The organism is Coleofasciculus sp. (genome assembly GCF_046539235.1).
GTDB lineage: Bacteria > Cyanobacteriota > Cyanobacteriia > Cyanobacteriales > Coleofasciculaceae > Coleofasciculus.
On sequence record NZ_JBKHHI010000123.1, the window covers coordinates 1 to 16,164 of the forward strand.

Here is a 16,164-nt window from a genome sequence, read left to right on the forward strand (position 1 = left end):
CTCCCTCATCTCCCTCATCTCCCTCATCTCCCTCATCTCCCTCATCTCCCCCATCTCCCCCATCACCCCCTCACCCTCAGGGTGTAGGATTCGGATACCGGGCGTGAATCGCATTAATTTCTGCCAAGATATCCTGATCCAATGTCACCTCAGTCACACTCAGATTTTCCTTGAGTTGTTCCATCGTGGTTGCACCGATAATCGTACTGGTGACAAACCAACGCGATCGCACAAATGCCAAGGCTAACTGGGCGGGTGTCAGGTTATGCTTATGGGCAATGTTCACATACTCCTTCACCGCTTCAGTGAGATTGAATTTCTCATACCGCCCCCCAAATCCTTGAAATAGGGCTAGCCGTGACTTTTCTGGGATACCGTTGAGATATTTACCCGTCAGCAAGCCAAAGGCTAAGGGACTATAGGCGAGTAACCCAACCTGATTAAATCGACAGGCTTCAGCCAGGTGAATATCAAAGATGCGATTAACCAAGCTGTAGGCATTTTGAATCGACACCACTTTGGGTAATCCTAGCTGCTTGGCAACATGGCAAAACTCACACACGCCCCAAGGGGTTTCATTACTCAACCCCAAATAGCGAATTTTCCCCGCTTTAATTAAGTCAGCGAATACCTCCAGTTGTTCAGCAATGGGTACAGTATCCCGTTCGTGCTTGGGATCATAATCAGGTGCGCCAAACAAAGGAACATAGCGATCGGGCCAATGGATTTGATAGAGGTCAATATAATCAGTACGCAGGCGCTTCAGGCTGTCTTCTATTGCTTGCTCGATATTGGGGCGGTCAATCCGGTGGTTTTCTCCCCGAATCCAGCTTATCCGAGACGCAGGACCAGCAATTTTGGTCGCCACAATTAGCTGATCGCGCTGCTGCTTAACTAACCACTCGCCAATATACTCCTCCGTCTTCCCCTGAGTTTCCGCCCGTCCCGGTACAGGATACATTTCTGCGGTGTCAATAAAGTTAACCCCTTGGGAAATCGCGTAGTCCAGTTGTTCTGTCGCATCTTCTATAGTATTCTGCTGACCATAGGTCATAGTTCCCAAGCAGATTTCTGAAACCCGTAGGTCGCTTTCCCCTAGTTGTTTGTACTCCATACCTGATGATTAAATAATTGTCATCTTTCTATGTTAATACAAAATGTTAAGATGCTATTCAACTCCAGGAATTATTAATTTTTTTTGAGACTAGGTTAAATCTTAATTGTCATCGATTAATATTTTATTATTCTTGTATAGTATAAAAACAATCAAAGGTTAGCCCCATGCCTCTTATTACAGCCATTCGCTCTTTCCTAAAACATCCCCAAGCCATTCCTAAAAATATTTTTATGCGCCTACCTAAGACGATTTCTCATCAACCCCATATTTTCGTGTTTGGTGCGCCTCGCAGTGGCACAACCCTGATCAAATTAATTTTAGGCGCTCATCCTAATTTGAGTGGTTTTGGGTATGAAACTGGCTTGTTTATGTACCGGGATATTTATGGATTTACTTATGAAGGATTTACCACTACAGACATAGCAGATTTAATTAATCAGTCCCCAGATATTGTGCAATTTTACGATAAATTCACTCAACAGATCACTCAAAAAACAGGAGATCAGCGTTTTATTGAAAAAACTCCCCAGCATGTTTTGAAGTTGAAGTTTTTATTACAGCACTTTCCCAACGCCAAGTTTATCAATATGTTCCGCGATGGTCGAGACGGCTATTGTTCCGCACGCCATCACCAAAATGTTCCCCAAGGAAAGAGTATTGTCCGTTATGCTTCATACTGGAAAAAATGTGTAAACGCGAGACTAAACCAGGGAGAGAATAACAATATTTTTGACGTTAAGTATGAAGAATTAACAAATAACCCGGAACAGGTGGTTAAGCAAATCATGAATTTTCTTGGGGAAGAGTATGATGCCAGACAGATTGAGCCTCAATACTATTCTCAGAACACGATCACTCAAGATACTCGCCAAGAGTTTCGTAAATTATCCAAATCCATTGATCAGTTGAGTCAAGGGCGCTGGAAAAAAGAGTTAACTGAATCGGAGGTGCAGCAGTTTCATGAAATCGCAGGTCGGGAACTGCAAATACTCGGCTATATTGAAGATGGCTTAAACGTTGGCACAGCTAATCTATTAATCCGTCACTGATTTAAGTGTTCTCATTGTATATCTCCTATCCATCGGACTCATTTAAATTTATAGTTCAATCAGATTTGGGCTTTGCCAGAGATTGAGGTAACTTAGGTAACACGCGATCGCCAAAAACTATAGGGATGTGAATTTGAGTCACTGAATCGAAATTAAAGACTAGAAACGACTGATTTTTCGTTACACTGAAGTCATAACCTGATTTAAGCAACACCCGACACAACTCACCTGCCAATGACCACTGCGGAAGCTGTTTACCAACTCGTCAAAGCTTTGCCCGAAGACCAAGCCAATATGGTGTTGGCTTTTGCTGAGTTTTTGCGCCTAAAAGTTCAGTCGCGCCCATCCCATACATCACCATTGCTTTCTAACTACTTGGGCATTTTGAGAGACTCCCCCAATTTCAACGAAGATCCCGTCGAAATTCAGGAGGTACTACGCCGTGAGTGGGAGTAAATTTTTACTTGACACCAATTTTGTAATTGGCTTGCTCAAAGGAATGAGCAAGTCGTTAACTACCTTACGAAACATTCTATTAAGGTGAGTGAATGTGCTTACAGCTTTATCACCCGTATTGAACTCTTGAGTTATTCCCGCATCACCGAGTTTGAAATCGCTGAGATTAAAAATCTACTCAACGCCATGCAATACCTACCCATGACTCCGGCAATTGAAAATACCACCATTACTATCCGTCGCCAGTATACTCTGAAATTACCAGATGCTATCATCGCAGCCATGGCTCTGGAGGAAAATCTAGAACTTCTAACTCTGGATTCTCAGTTGGCAAATAGGATGAAAGAACTTAGACCCTAAGCAGACATGACGCCTCATTATAAATAGATATCGTAAACGCAGCCCAGTCACAATTGAGATTTAGACTAATGATCGAACCTGAAAGATTGCGGTAACTTAGGTAAGACGCGATCGCAAAAAAACAATGTCCCGGATGCGACACATAGAGGAATGGTAAAAAGATTCACTAATGGCACAGTAATTAACACCATACAAACTAAACTAAACCCCGCACTGGCAGGTAAACTTTTAAACACAATTCCTAACTTATAGCGAAATCGTAAACGGCGACGTTCTAAGGGCGCGTCGATAAAGTCCAAACAAGTTACTGTTGCGGTGAGGATAATCCCACCAATTGCGGCGGCTAAAGTGCCAATTCCGGGTAGAATATTCAGCATTAATAAGAAAATGCCCACGCCGATTCCTAGTACCAGCTTCTTCAACTCAAATAAAATAGCTCGCCAAATATCCTGGATAAATCCCACCTCTACCGTATGAATTTGACCCGTGCGGATTTCTTCTAACTGTTCCGAGAGTTGACCATACCACGGCGCACCCAGTAATACACCAAATTGGACGAGCAAAAATCCCGTAATCAGCAGTAAGCCAATCACCAAGATCAAATCCAGCAACCAATTGAGCCCCGTCGCCAAGACGCCTAGGAAACTCAGCCAGGGGGGAAGACTCGCGATCGCATTATTCAACCATTGCGATAAACTAAGCGTAATCCGGTCAACCTGTTGCCAACCCAACAGCAGTAATCCGGCATACAGAGCAATACCGATGAACACATTGACCAAAATGGGAGTAATCATGTATCCCCACAGACGTGGCGTGCGCCGGAAAACTGCCAACACGCGCAACGGGTAAGTAGCTCCCGTCACGAATCCAAATCCACTCAGTAGTCTTAACATCGTTGTTTGCTGAATTCCTCCCTCTCGACATTTAGAATGAAACCCAAATTTAAAACAACTCAGGCGTGGGAACAAGCGGGACTATTAATGCAACCCGCGTTAATCCGTATCGTTGATCATATTCGCCAGCAGCTTGAGAAAACCACCTGGAAAGCCACGTATAAGGATGTACAGACGCCGATACCGGGTCATGCGGTATGCTTAGAAAAGCCTGATCATTCAACCTGTATTAACTTGTGGGAGTTATGCTTTCAAGTCTGTTTTCAGGAGTACGCCCCGGTTCATTCTGAAGTAGAAAGCCAAGAAGTTGACATTGATACCAGCCTAATTGATGAAGACGGTGAAGTGGATTGGCATTCTCTGGATACTAAAGCGCAAAAGGTGATTGAGCAAGTATTTGCTGAGTTTGCAGCGGTGTGATAACTTGCCGATGTCTAACGTTTGACGACAGAATATTTTACGCTACCGTTGGAAACGCGACACGAACGCTAACAAACCCAACCTAAACTCCTCAAGAAAAATCACCAGTAAGTAGGGTGGTTTAGGCGGTTATACCATCTCAATTGTTACCCTTTAATTTGATATCCGCCGTAACCCACCAATCAGAAAACTGGATTGACTGAGCTAAAATTGTGGAATAAATTTTACGCGCATCCGTGTCAACTTACCTCAAACCCTGACAAAGGACATAAGACTAATGACGCTCTCCACCTTTAACTTGCATTGTGTCCACCTACTTAGGTTCATTTCAATGTTAGGCAACAGCTAGAAGCGGTTCATAGACAAGGAGCATCAACCTTTCACCGGGGACGGTTTCCATAGCATAGGTTTTGCCATGAGCATCAGCAAAATCAACAAGATAGGCTCGACCCTCAAAATCCATCAGGATAGTGCCGACTTGCCCAGGTATTAGTCGGATTGGCTGTTGAGTTTCTTTATGGATCGCCTGAATTTCTTCGGTTAATGCCACAACATCATATTCCTTAAAATTCATAGTTGTATCCTCACTGATCTACAGGATAAGTATTTGTTAGTCTTGGAAACTCTTCACCTGTGCGAATGATCCAACATCCAAGTACCAAAGAGCTTCCCACGTCCGTCGTCATCAAAAATTTTACATCATACTGGGTTCCATACTCATCCGTTTTGTGAAGGGTTGCCTCATTATTGACAGCAGATTCTAATAGAGCCGTTTCTAATAACTCTTTGTTTTCTAGCGTAATCCCTAACCTGTTTCTAAACAGGTTAGCTTTGTCTTTACCCTTCGGATGCTGCATATTCAGTGAATACCGATCCAGTTTATCTCCCAGTTTTGCTCGGTCTCCATTGGGTAACTTCATGTTCTGAAACACTCAAATTTAACGATTGGGATATTAATCCAGTCGAACGCACTGCGTCCCAAGGTTGACTCAATGCGATATAGTCTATTATATAAGAGTTTACTGCTGCCCACATAGTTGAATATTGGATAATTTGAGAGAGAAGATTTACCATTATCTGTTTATTCTGCCTCATCTTTCGCCCTTTTGTCTTCCTCATCCGTCCTCTTTCTCAAACAGGTAGGGTGGGTTAGGCGGTTATACTATTTCAATGGTTACCCTTTAATTTGATATCCGCCGTAACCCACCAATCACAAAATTACTGATCTAGCTAAAATTGTGGGATAAATTTTACGATTGAATTGGGCGCACGTCGGCGGTAAAAGGGCGCACGTCGGCGGTAAAAGGGCGCACGTCGGTGCGCCCCTACAGTCGGATAATTGCAGGATTTTTTTTGTATAATTAAACCATTATTTGCCTGGGTTCACTTGATAAACGCCGTAAATTGTCTCGGTGTTTTGCCCAAACACAGCGCAGGTATTCTACAACAGGTTCAGCATAGTCAAACTTTTTGCATTCTTGCCGAATCCATAGTCCCAGTTGCCAAAGTTCGTCCAAGCTTTTGGTCTTTTGAATTAAGACAGTAATTGCGTCCAGCCATAATTTGAGTTTGCGGTAACTGATGAATTGTCCGCCGCGATCGCGCCGATGTACAAACAGCACATAAGCCCAACGTTCGGCGCGTTAGAAGGGCTACTGGAAGAATTGAATCAACCAATAGAAGATAATCCTGAGCAGGAATGAGGCTGATCTTTTGCTTTCTATTCAGTCAATCCTAAAACCCGAAAAAATAATATCAGTAGGGTGGGTTAGGCGGTCATACCATCTCAAGAGTAACCTTTGATTTAACATCCGCCGTAACCCACCAATCATAAAGCTAGAACTGTAGCCAATATGAACCCGACAAAGGTTATGCCCTTTTGAGTCTGTATGTGGTTAATAACTGACAGCGAAGCTGATATTTTTTTACCCTTGGTGCGTTACGCTTCGCTAACGCACCCTACATGAGCGACTTATCTTTTGTCCTTTTGTCTTCCTCATCCACCCTCTTTCTCAAACAGGTAGGGTGGGTTAGGCGGTTATACCCTTTTAATTGTTACCCTTTAATTTGATATCCGCCGTAACCCACCAATAACGAGTTAGGATGAGAATAAAAATTCACCAAGTCGATTATGCCAACCTTGACTGACATTGGAACGCTGATTGTTTGCACAACGGGAACCTGTGGGGGGCGTCCCCGAATTGCTGGTACTCGAATCACGGTTCAGTACATTATCAATGAGATTAGGGCTGGTGTGACTCCTGAAGAAATATTGAAAAACAAACCACACCTGACTCTTGGTGGAATTTATGCAGCTATAGCTTACTACTACGCCAATAAAGAATTGCTAGATGTGGAATTTGCTGCTTATGATCAAGAATGCGATCGCCTCGAAGCAGACTATTTAGCGGGAAGGCGATCATGAGTCAACTGATATTTCTGAGTGCTTACATTGAAAGGGTTTGACAATGGAATTCCCGTTCACGAGCTTTTAGTCCGTAGAGGCAAGGTAGAGTATGGATGGGGTCTAATCGTGCGATCGCGCCCCATCACCTCCTCAACCCAGGTTGTGCGTGGTCATACATTGCACCTACACTAATATCTATATCCAGATTGCCAAGACAGTTATGAACAGTGCCTTCCTAACTCGCCTTCATAGTCCCCAACGCCCAGTTCTCGTCTTCGATGGCGCGATGGGAACCAACCTGCAAACCCAAAACCTCACCGCGGCTGATTTTGGTGGGGCGAAATACGAAGGATGTAATGAGTATCTGGTTCACACCAAACCGGAAGCCGTGGCGACGGTGCATCGTCGTTTTCTGGAAGCGGGGGCGGATGTGATTGAGACGGATACCTTTGGTGGGGCGTCGATTGTTCTGGCAGAATATGATTTAGCCGACCAAGCCTATTCCCTGAATAAAGCCGCAGCGGAACTTGCCAAAAAAGTCGCAGCAGAATTCTCCACTCCCGAAAAACCCCGATTTGTCGCGGGTTCCATGGGACCGACGACAAAACTCCCCACACTGGGGCATATTGATTTTGACACGATGCAAGCCACCTTTGCTGAACAAGCCGAAGGACTCTACGATGGCGGTGTCGATTTAATGATTATCGAAACCTGTCAGGATGTGCTGCAAATTAAAGCTGCACTGAATGGGGTGGAGGAGGTGTTTCGTAAAAAAGGGGAACGCCGCCCGATTATGGTATCGGTAACCGTGGAAGTTCAGGGAACGATGCTGGTGGGAACGGAAATTAACGCGGCGCTGGCGATTTTGGAACGCTATCCCATCGATATTCTCGGTCTTAACTGCGCCACGGGACCCGATCGCATGAAGGATCATATCAAATATTTGTCCCAGCATTCGCCCTTTGTGGTGTCCTGTATCCCAAATGCGGGGTTACCAGAAAATGTCGGTGGGAAAGCCCATTATAAGTTAACGCCGATGGAACTAAGAATGGCGTTAATGCATTTTATTGAAGACTTGGGCGTCCAGGTAATTGGCGGCTGTTGCGGGACTCGCCCCGAACATATTCAACAATTAGCCGAAATTGCCCAAACCCTGACGCCAAAAGAACGTCACCCAGAATACGAACCCGCCGCCGCCTCGATTTATTCCACCCAACCTTACGAACAAGAGAACTCGTTCCTAATTGTCGGTGAACGGTTAAATGCCAGTGGGTCGAAAAAATGCCGTACTTTATTGAATGAGGAAGACTGGGATGGATTAGTCGCCTTAGCTAGGGCGCAGGTACGCGAAGGTGCCCATGTTCTGGATGTGAATGTGGACTATGTGGGACGAGATGGGGAAAAGGATATGCATGAATTGGTCTCCCGTTTAGTCACCAATGTTACCTTACCCCTAGTGCTAGACTCCACGGAATGGCAAAAGATGGAGGCGGGGTTAAAAGTCGCCGGGGGGAAATGTATCCTCAATTCAACCAACTATGAAGATGGGGAGGAACGGTTCCTGAAAGTATTAGACTTAGCCAAAATGTATGGCGCGGGTGTAATTGTCGGGACGATTGACGAAGAGGGGATGGCGCGAACCGCTGACCGAAAATTCGCGATCGCACAACGGGCATATCACCAAGCTATAGACTATGGAATTCCCGCCCATGAAATCTTTTTTGACCCCCTGGCGTTACCGATTTCGACAGGGATTGAAGAAGACAGAAGCAACGGAAAAGCGACAATTGAATCCATCCGCCGCATGCGGGAAGAATTACCCGGATGTCATATTATTTTGGGGGTGTCTAATATCTCCTTTGGACTCAATCCCGCCGCCAGGGTAGTCTTAAACTCCATGTTCCTCCATGAAGCCATGGCGGTAGGGTTAGATGCAGCCATTGTCAGCGCCAGTAAGATTTTACCCGTAGCCAAAATTGAACCCGAACATCAAGAGATTTGCCGGAAACTGATTTATGATCAACGGGAGTTTGATGGCGATATTTGCACCTATGATCCGTTAGGGGAGATTACCCAGTTATTTGAAGGCAAAACCACGAAGCGCGATCGCACGGTGGATGTGAATCTGCCGATTGAAGAACGCCTCAAGCGCCACATTATTGATGGGGAACGGATTGGCTTGAATGAGAGTCTGGCGAAAGCCTTAGAAACCTACGCACCCTTAGACATTATCAATACCTTCCTCTTAGATGGGATGAAAGTCGTCGGGGAACTCTTTGGTTCTGGACAAATGCAACTCCCCTTTGTCTTACAATCCGCCGAAACCATGAAAGCAGCGGTGGCATATTTAGAACCGTATATGGAAAAAGAAGATGGGGAAAATAATGCCAAGGGAATCATGGTGATTGCTACGGTGAAAGGGGATGTTCACGATATTGGCAAAAATTTGGTGGATATCATCCTCACCAATAATGGCTATAAGGTGGTGAATCTGGGAATTAAGCAGCCCGTAGACAATATTATCGAGGCGTACAAAGAACATAATGCCGATTGTATTGCCATGAGTGGACTATTGGTGAAATCCACGGCATTTATGAAAGATAACCTGGAAACCTTTAATGAACAGGGAATCACCGTTCCCGTCATTTTAGGCGGTGCAGCATTGACACCGAAGTTTGTCTATCAGGATTGTCAGTCTGCTTATAAAGGGAAAGTCGTGTATGGCAAAGATGCGTTTTCCGACTTACACTTCATGGATAAACTCATGCCCGCTAAAGCCGCCGCAGAGTGGGATGATTTAAAAGGCTTCTTAGATGAAGTCACAGATGACAGTCCCAATGGCAGCAATCAGCCCTCGGAAAACGGTAAATCTGCTCAGAAGAAAGAGAAGCCGCAGTCATCGGCGAAGCAATCGGTTCCAGAGGTAGAAGATACCCGCCGTTCTGAACATATCACCTTAGACCTTAATCGCCCAACTCCACCCTTCTGGGGAACTCAGATTCTGCAACCGGATGAGATTCCCATTGATGAAATCTTTTGGTATCTAGATTTGCAGGCGCTAATTGCTGGACAATGGCAGTTCCGCAAACAAAAAGACCAATCCCGTGAGGAGTATAATCAGTTTCTAGAAGAGACCGTTCATCCGATTCTCGACAACTGGAAAAAGCGAGTTGTAGCGGAAAATCTATTACATCCGCAAATCATTTATGGCTATTTTCCTTGCCAATCAGAAGGAAACTCTCTGCATATATTCGATCCGGATCTGATGAATCAAGACGGTGAGAAACATCCAGAGAAATGGGAACCGATTGCCACATTTAAATTCCCGCGCCAAAAATCAGGGCGGCGTCTATGTATCGCGGATTTCTTTGCACCGAAAGACTCCGGAATTATCGATGTCTTCCCGATGCAAGCGGTAACTGTGGGGGAAGTAGCTACCCGATACGCCAAACAGCTATTTGAATCGGATCAATATACCGATTATCTCTACTATCACGGTTTCGCGGTACAAATAGCAGAAGCCTTAGCCGAATGGACACACGCCCGAATTCGCCGGGAATTAGGCTTGGCTGAGGAGGAACCGGACACGATTCGGGATGTCTTAGCGCAACGGTATCAAGGTTCGCGCTACAGCTTCGGCTATCCCGCTTGTCCGAATATCCAGGATCAATACAAGCAACTGGAGTTGTTGGCGTGCGATCGCATCAACCTGTACATGGATGAAAGTGAACAACTGTATCCGGAACAATCAACCACCGCGATCGTTACCTATCATCCCGTAGCCAAATATTTCAGCGCTTAGTCGGGGTAGAATTGATATGTAAGCTCTTAGGGATTTGCGGCTTGGAGAGATTAGGATAGAGAAGAGTCGAGAGGACTAAAGTCCTCACTACAAACCCGTTCGTTCGTTCGTAGTCGGCGCTTTAGCGCCTCTGACGGTCCTTATAGGACGACTTTGTGTTAAAATTAGATTCGAGGAAAGGGTATTAAACCTCTATAAAAACCCAGAGCCGAGAGGCATCGCACCTTGAAAACTAGCCTGAGAGGGTTCTGTACAGGAAGGACCTGACAGGTAAAAAGTCTAAGCACCAAGTACCAGAAAACACATTTTTTCTTGTTTTCAATAGTACGGTAGGGCATATCGTAACTAGCTTCGGCAATGCGTCAATATGGGTGTACATTAACACAAAGGCTAGATTTTCTCCCTCATCTCCCAGAGGTAAAATGTTACGTCTGGAACATCGCTCCCCTGTTCTTCGTAGACTCATTGTCTTATCCGACAAAATTCATCTCACCCAAATATCGGTCAAGAGATTGATCAGCGCCACATCCCACACCCCACAACCCCATCCCCATACCCCATACTCCACATCTAAATCTAAGATGCCGTGAAAAGTCAGCAGATGGTGGGGAGATGCCTTATGGTGATCTGAGATAAATATTTATGAGAAAAGTGTTACAAAGCTTAGTAAAATAACATCATCTGTTAACTAAGTATTTTTTCTCATCGTCATGATAGCCGATTCATTTCCCTGGCTGAGTGCGATCGTCCTATTACCACTCGTCGCCTCTCTTGCCATTCCCCTACTGCCAGATAAGCAGGGTAAGACAGTGCGATGGTATGCCCTCGGTGTCGCGATCGCAGATTTTCTGTTGATGGTGTACACCTTTTGGCAGCACTACGACGCTAGCAGCGCCACATTTCAACTCACAGAAAAGTATACCTGGATACCTCAATTAGGTCTCAGTTGGGCAGTTTCAGTCGATGGACTGTCACTCCCCCTCGTGCTTTTGGCGGGACTGGTGACAACGCTCTCCATTTTCGCAGCTTGGCAAGTCGATCACAAGCCTCGCCTCTTCTATTTTTTGATGCTGGTGCTGTATTCGGCACAAATCGGCGTCTTTATCGCCCAAGACATTCTGCTCCTATTTATTATGTGGGAACTGGAACTGGTTCCCGTTTATCTCCTCGTCTCGATTTGGGGGGGACAGAAGCGTCAATACGCCGCGACCAAATTCTTACTCTATACTGCCGCCGCATCTATATTTATTCTGGTAGCTGGGTTAGCCATGGCTCTCTATGGCGAGGGTACAATCAGCTTTGATATGGTTGAACTCGGCATTAAGGATTACCCATTGGCTCTAGAACTACTCCTGTATGCAGGATTATTAATTGCCTTTGGTGTTAAATTAGCGGTTTTCCCCTTGCACACCTGGCTTCCCGATGCTCATGGTGAAGCTTCTGCACCTGTATCAATGATTTTAGCTGGGGTACTCCTGAAAATGGGTGGATATGGATTAATTCGCCTGAATCTAGAGATACTCTCCGATGCTCACGTTTACTTTGCCCCAATTCTGGCGATGCTGGGGGTGGTTAACATTATCTATGGTGGACTCAACTCCTTTGCCCAGCCGAATATGAAGCGGCGTCTTGCCTTTTCCTCCGTGTCTCACATGGGGTTTGTCCTCCTCGGAATCGCCTCATTCACGGACTTAGGGATTAGTGGGGCGATGTTGCAAATGATTTCCCACGGTTTAATTGCCGCTGTGCTATTCTTCCTAGCTGGAGTTACCTATGATCGTACCCACACCCTAGCCTTAGATAGTATGGGTGGTATTGGTCAGGTGATGCCCAAAGTATTTGCCTTGTTTACCGCCGCCGCGATGGCATCCATTGCCCTTCCGGGAATGAGTGGGTTTGCCAGTGAACTCTCTGTCTTTGTCGGGGTGACAACCAGTGATATTTATAGCTCAACCTTCCGCACAGTAACTGTCTTCCTCTCGGCGTTGGGACTGATCCTTACACCTATCTATCTCCTCTCTCTACTCAGACAAGTCTTTTACGGAGCAGGCGTCGCCCCAACCTGTGAACTTGATAATTCCAACTTCGAGAATAAGGATGAAGAAGGAGCCGTTTGCTTTGGCACGGATTGTGTTTTGCCGACTAATGCCGTTTACACCGATGCTAAACCACGGGAAGTTTTTATTGCCGCTTGCTTTTTAGTGCTGATTCTGGGTATTGGGTTCTATCCCAAACTCGCCACCCAGCTTTATGACGCGAAGACAGTAGCGGTTAACGCGCAGTTACGCCAATCTTATTTCCAAGTCGCCCAAGATAAGCCCCAGATTTATGCTCAAAACTTCGTAGTTCCTCAAATTAAGGAACCATCGGTAGCAACGGTTTCCTATAATCGCTAACTTCAACTTCTCGAATTTTCGTAGGGTTCGTTAGGCGCTTACTTGGATTAACATCACGAATAATTTGCGCTTTTGCGCCGTAACGCACCGTTCTCAGGTATATGGTGCGTTACTTTTATCGGATGCCTTACGCTGTCGCTAACACACCCGACAAAATTGATTATTTACCACAAACAAACACAAAGGACGTAGCTGGCTTCTCAAGGGTAGCGAGTATGACATAAGACGAATGACGCTCTTTAATTTTACCCACTTACTTAATTGGGATTAAATTGTTGACAACATTTCAAAAAACGCTGAGGAATATCTGTTGTTTCACCCCAATGCAGATGAATATAGGATGCATGTAATTGATACATTCGCCACCCATCAATCCCAACTTTTCCCTTCGGATCATATCCTCTTGTTTCAAACAAAGGATGCTCAGGACTTGCTGTTAACTGGGAACGATGAAATTCATGTCCCCAAACCCTTTCACCTACTAATACCAATGGCGTATGTTGTAATGCCGTTGCTTGACGATATCCCAGGGTTAAACGTTTGCCCATTACCGCCCTTGTGGGCAATATCCCTACCATCGACCAACATTTTTCCTCAAAATCTGTAACCTGTTGACATAAATACATCAACCCACCACATTCAGCATAGGTAGGCATTCCCTGAACAATGGCATTCCATACTGCCTGACGCGCCTCGATATTATGCGCCAATTCCTGGGCAAACACTTCGGGGAATCCCCCACCAAAAAAAAGTCCCTGCACGTCTTCGGGTAATGTGGTATCCCCTAGGGGACTCCAGGGAACTAATTCCGCTCCCAACTGTTGCAATAAATCCAGATTATCTTGATAGTAGAAACTAAAGGCGCGATCGCGAGCGATGGCAATTCGGGTAACGGATTGAGTTACAGAGGTATTTAACGGTTGATTGGTAACGGTTAAATCGTGAATCTCTGCCTTCAACAGAGGCAATAAATGCTCCCAGTTAAAGCAGGTTTCGCCAATATCAGCCAGTTGATCAATTAACTGATCCAGAAACGTCAGTTCATCGGTGGGAACTAATCCCAGATGGCGATCAGGAATCGTCAGACTATCCTGACGCCGGAGTACACCGAGTATAGGTAATTGTAGGGGTTCTAGGGCATCTTGAAGCAATTCTAAATGGCGATCGCTCCCCACTCGATTCAACACCACCCCAGCTACTTGGATGCGCTGATCAAAGCAACGATACCCCTGTGCGATCGCGGCGACGGAACGGGATAAGCGACTACAATCTAAAACCAACAGCACTGGAACATTTAACAGTCGGGCAATATGCGCTGTACTGGCAACATCATCGCGTCCTGATGCCCCATCAAACAACCCCATCACCCCTTCAATCAGAGCATAGTCTACCCCGTCCAGATGACGGTTAAAACAGGTTTGAACATAAGCTTCCGATGTTAGCACCGGATCTAAATTGCGACAGGGACGTCCCGTTACCCGTTGATGAAACATCGGGTCAATGTAATCTGGACCCACTTTAAAGGATTGTACTCGACGATATCGTCGCGATAAACACGAAAGCAGGGCAAGTGTCACGGTTGTTTTGCCTACCCCACTCCGTTCACCAGCAATAACTAAAGCCATAGGGGGAATTGGGGAAGTTTTGATCCTTCGCTTTGCTAGTCGGACATGGCGTGTGAATGTGTAGGGGCGGGTTTAGGGACTTTATGCTTGGTTGTTGATGATAACGTTTGTGCGAAACCCGCCCTCCTCTCCCTGATCCTAGACGTTCCACCGGAACATCTCTACAACCCCCACACCCAGTCCTTAATTCCTAACTTCCGGCTTTCAGGATCTGCCCTGTCACCGCCAGACTTTCTTCATACAGCACATCCCGACTCCAACGCTGCAACTGCTGACTCAACAACTGCTCCGTTTTTTGGTCAAACATCGGCGTAACTTGCTGAATGCGGCACGATTGCGCCCCGCCATGTGCCTCCATCCGCATACAACCAGTGGTTTCTGAACACAACACGGTGCAGCAGTCGGCTTCCATATTTGTCGAACCCAAACGCAGGCTAATCAAATCTCCCGCCACTTCTCCCACATCAGCCGTAGGAATCCCCGCTAATTCAGCTTCTACAGGTCGATGTTCGTGCGTGGTGAATTTAACCCGTCGAATATCATATTCCCCGCCCTCTTTCGTATAAGAAACCGGACGCCACTGGAGTCGAGATGCTAGCCACCCCAGAAACATTAATGCCTGAGCTGAGTTGCCTTGCTCGTAATCAATTGTTACTTGGTCAACCTCTTTGAGCGCAGAGCGACGTTCTGGCGGATCAAATGCCTCAGCCGACAACTCTTGCCACGAGGCTAACCGCTGCCAGTTGAGGTCAGCCATGGGTATGTCCTGAGCGATGAACTCCTGTAGTCTCAACAATCCCGCTTCGGGTTTTTGGAAAGAACTGGAATCAACAATCACGCTATTGCTCATCCCAGCCAGTCGTTTGAACAACCCATAATCCGGATCGGGTGTTCCCTTCCACCAAATAAACTTGGGTAGATCACTAATCATCAGTTCACAGATCATGCCCCCGATGCGTTCTAAGGCAGCCGATGTGCCACTCAAGGTAACGTATTCGCAGCAAATCAGGGTACTTTGACTGTGCTTTTGCATCGGACAAGAGGCAGAGACTTGAGTCTTCACCCCTTCATCTTCACCCGCAATGGGACAAAGGGCGATAATCCGACAAGGATTCGCTGCTGCGATCGCATCAGCAATTCCTGAACCTTCTATATCAGCCGAATAGGGTTGCCGTCTGGTTTCCCCATTTCCATTCACCTCTTGCTGATGCCGCTCATCATACTCTTCGCGCAGTTTTTCCTTTGTTTTGTCATCCGCTTTGCCTGTTCTCGGCAGTCCATAAGCTTTCTGTGCCGCTTTGAGCGCCGCAAACATACGCGGTCCAATAATTCCGTCAATAGGACCCGAATAATATCCCAAGGCGCTTAAAAGCAGTTGAGTTTCTTCAGGTTCGTAAACTACCAACGTAAAGGTAGTTGCCCGTACAGCATTGGGAACATCCGTGTTTCCATCTGCTGTACTGTAGCTTTGCCAAATATTACGCAGTTCTTCCTCAATTTCACTTAAAGAAACGTCTTTGGGCGATTGTAGAGAAAGAATTGGAGGAGATTGTACCATCGTTATTTATCCTTGGTTATTTGTTTTTGGTCATTCGTCATTCGTCATTTGTTCATTGTTCATTGTTCATTGTTCATTGGT

General features: G+C 45.8%; 14 protein-coding genes. 7 read left to right on the forward strand and 7 right to left on the reverse strand.

Annotated elements, in window-relative coordinates; translation table 11 throughout:
* Positions 1-76: 76 nt before the first annotated feature.
* The gene (locus ACLFWI_RS13215) at positions 77-1,114 is read right to left on the reverse strand and encodes an NADP(H)-dependent aldo-keto reductase (protein ID WP_446413320.1); all 1,038 of its coding nucleotides are present in this window, start codon (positions 1,112-1,114) and stop codon (positions 77-79) included.
* Between the two features lie 167 nt (positions 1,115-1,281).
* Here ACLFWI_RS13215 and ACLFWI_RS13220 point away from each other — a divergent pair, with 167 nt between their 5' ends.
* The 3 genes from ACLFWI_RS13220 to ACLFWI_RS13230 all read left to right on the forward strand — a co-directional run bounded on the left by ACLFWI_RS13220 (position 1,282) and on the right by ACLFWI_RS13230 (position 2,982).
* A complete protein-coding gene (locus ACLFWI_RS13220) occupies positions 1,282-2,166 on the forward strand; it encodes a sulfotransferase family protein (protein WP_446413321.1) in 885 nt (294 codons plus the stop codon).
* A 234-nt stretch (positions 2,167-2,400) separates the two neighbouring features.
* Positions 2,401-2,622 carry a DUF2281 domain-containing protein gene (locus tag ACLFWI_RS13225; RefSeq protein ID WP_446413322.1) on the forward strand — a complete coding sequence of 74 codons (222 nt, stop codon included), beginning with the start codon at positions 2,401-2,403 and terminating at the stop codon, positions 2,620-2,622.
* Positions 2,623-2,706: 84 nt separating this feature from the next.
* A complete protein-coding gene (locus ACLFWI_RS13230) occupies positions 2,707-2,982 on the forward strand; it encodes a PIN domain-containing protein (protein WP_446413323.1) in 276 nt (91 codons plus the stop codon).
* Positions 2,983-3,047: 65 nt separating this feature from the next.
* On the opposite strand, the gene ACLFWI_RS13235 is transcribed toward ACLFWI_RS13230, so the two are convergent.
* Positions 3,048-3,875, reverse strand: coding sequence for an EI24 domain-containing protein (locus ACLFWI_RS13235; RefSeq protein WP_446413324.1), 828 nt, complete (start codon positions 3,873-3,875; stop codon positions 3,048-3,050).
* A gap of 36 nt (positions 3,876-3,911) precedes the next feature.
* Between ACLFWI_RS13235 and ACLFWI_RS13240 the strand changes: the two genes are divergently transcribed.
* The gene (locus ACLFWI_RS13240; RefSeq protein ID WP_446410381.1) at positions 3,912-4,295 is read left to right on the forward strand and encodes a hypothetical protein; all 384 of its coding nucleotides are present in this window, start codon (positions 3,912-3,914) and stop codon (positions 4,293-4,295) included.
* A 334-nt stretch (positions 4,296-4,629) separates the two neighbouring features.
* Here the strand turns inward: ACLFWI_RS13240 and ACLFWI_RS13245 are convergent, their stop codons facing one another.
* From ACLFWI_RS13245 to ACLFWI_RS13255, 3 genes are all read right to left on the reverse strand, one after another.
* Positions 4,630-4,869, reverse strand: a complete 240-nt coding sequence (locus ACLFWI_RS13245; protein WP_446410382.1) for a DUF4926 domain-containing protein — start codon at positions 4,867-4,869, stop codon at positions 4,630-4,632.
* Positions 4,870-4,879: 10 nt separating this feature from the next.
* Positions 4,880-5,215 (reverse strand): DUF6883 domain-containing protein, encoded by a 336-nt coding sequence (locus ACLFWI_RS13250; RefSeq protein WP_446410383.1) that lies wholly within the window; start codon positions 5,213-5,215, stop codon positions 4,880-4,882.
* 441 nt (positions 5,216-5,656) lie between these two features.
* Positions 5,657-5,917, reverse strand: coding sequence for a hypothetical protein (locus ACLFWI_RS13255; RefSeq protein WP_446410355.1), 261 nt, complete (start codon positions 5,915-5,917; stop codon positions 5,657-5,659).
* Positions 5,918-6,426: 509 nt separating this feature from the next.
* On the opposite strand from ACLFWI_RS13255, the gene ACLFWI_RS13260 reads away from it, so the two are divergent.
* The 3 genes from ACLFWI_RS13260 to ACLFWI_RS13270 all read left to right on the forward strand — a co-directional run bounded on the left by ACLFWI_RS13260 (position 6,427) and on the right by ACLFWI_RS13270 (position 12,900).
* Positions 6,427-6,720, forward strand: coding sequence for a DUF433 domain-containing protein (locus tag ACLFWI_RS13260; RefSeq protein WP_446413325.1), 294 nt, complete (start codon positions 6,427-6,429; stop codon positions 6,718-6,720).
* A gap of 202 nt (positions 6,721-6,922) precedes the next feature.
* Complete coding sequence (metH, locus tag ACLFWI_RS13265) at positions 6,923-10,504, forward strand: methionine synthase (protein WP_446413326.1); 3,582 nt, start codon at positions 6,923-6,925, stop codon at positions 10,502-10,504.
* Between the two features lie 710 nt (positions 10,505-11,214).
* On the forward strand, positions 11,215-12,900 hold the full coding sequence (locus ACLFWI_RS13270) for an NAD(P)H-quinone oxidoreductase subunit 4 (protein WP_446413327.1): 1,686 nt from the start codon (positions 11,215-11,217) through the stop codon (positions 12,898-12,900).
* A gap of 257 nt (positions 12,901-13,157) precedes the next feature.
* Here ACLFWI_RS13270 and ACLFWI_RS13275 read toward each other — a convergent pair whose 3' ends face one another.
* A complete protein-coding gene (locus ACLFWI_RS13275) occupies positions 13,158-14,525 on the reverse strand; it encodes a cobyrinate a,c-diamide synthase (protein ID WP_446413328.1) in 1,368 nt (455 codons plus the stop codon).
* 190 nt (positions 14,526-14,715) lie between these two features.
* Positions 14,716-16,083: a glucose-6-phosphate dehydrogenase assembly protein OpcA gene (gene opcA, locus ACLFWI_RS13280; RefSeq protein WP_446408858.1), complete on the reverse strand. Its 1,368-nt coding sequence runs from the start codon at positions 16,081-16,083 to the stop codon at positions 14,716-14,718.
* Between the last annotated feature and the right edge of the window lie 81 nt (positions 16,084-16,164).

Coding starts and splice junctions, on each gene's coding strand:
- ACLFWI_RS13260 (WP_446413325.1), top strand. CDS start 6,427: ATGCCAACCTTGACTGACATTGGAACGCTGATTGTTTGCACAACGGGA.
- ACLFWI_RS13250 (WP_446410383.1), bottom strand. CDS start 5,215: ATGAAGTTACCCAATGGAGACCGAGCAAAACTGGGAGATAAACTGGAT.
- ACLFWI_RS13225 (WP_446413322.1), top strand. CDS start 2,401: ATGACCACTGCGGAAGCTGTTTACCAACTCGTCAAAGCTTTGCCCGAA.
- ACLFWI_RS13240 (WP_446410381.1), top strand. CDS start 3,912: ATGAAACCCAAATTTAAAACAACTCAGGCGTGGGAACAAGCGGGACTA.
- ACLFWI_RS13235 (WP_446413324.1), bottom strand. CDS start 3,875: ATGTTAAGACTACTGAGTGGATTTGGATTCGTGACGGGAGCTACTTAC.
- ACLFWI_RS13270 (WP_446413327.1), top strand. CDS start 11,215: ATGATAGCCGATTCATTTCCCTGGCTGAGTGCGATCGTCCTATTACCA.
- ACLFWI_RS13220 (WP_446413321.1), top strand. CDS start 1,282: ATGCCTCTTATTACAGCCATTCGCTCTTTCCTAAAACATCCCCAAGCC.
- metH (WP_446413326.1), top strand. CDS start 6,923: ATGAACAGTGCCTTCCTAACTCGCCTTCATAGTCCCCAACGCCCAGTT.
- ACLFWI_RS13275 (WP_446413328.1), bottom strand. CDS start 14,525: ATGGCTTTAGTTATTGCTGGTGAACGGAGTGGGGTAGGCAAAACAACC.
- ACLFWI_RS13215 (WP_446413320.1), bottom strand. CDS start 1,114: ATGGAGTACAAACAACTAGGGGAAAGCGACCTACGGGTTTCAGAAATC.
- opcA (WP_446408858.1), bottom strand. CDS start 16,083: ATGGTACAATCTCCTCCAATTCTTTCTCTACAATCGCCCAAAGACGTT.
- ACLFWI_RS13245 (WP_446410382.1), bottom strand. CDS start 4,869: ATGAATTTTAAGGAATATGATGTTGTGGCATTAACCGAAGAAATTCAG.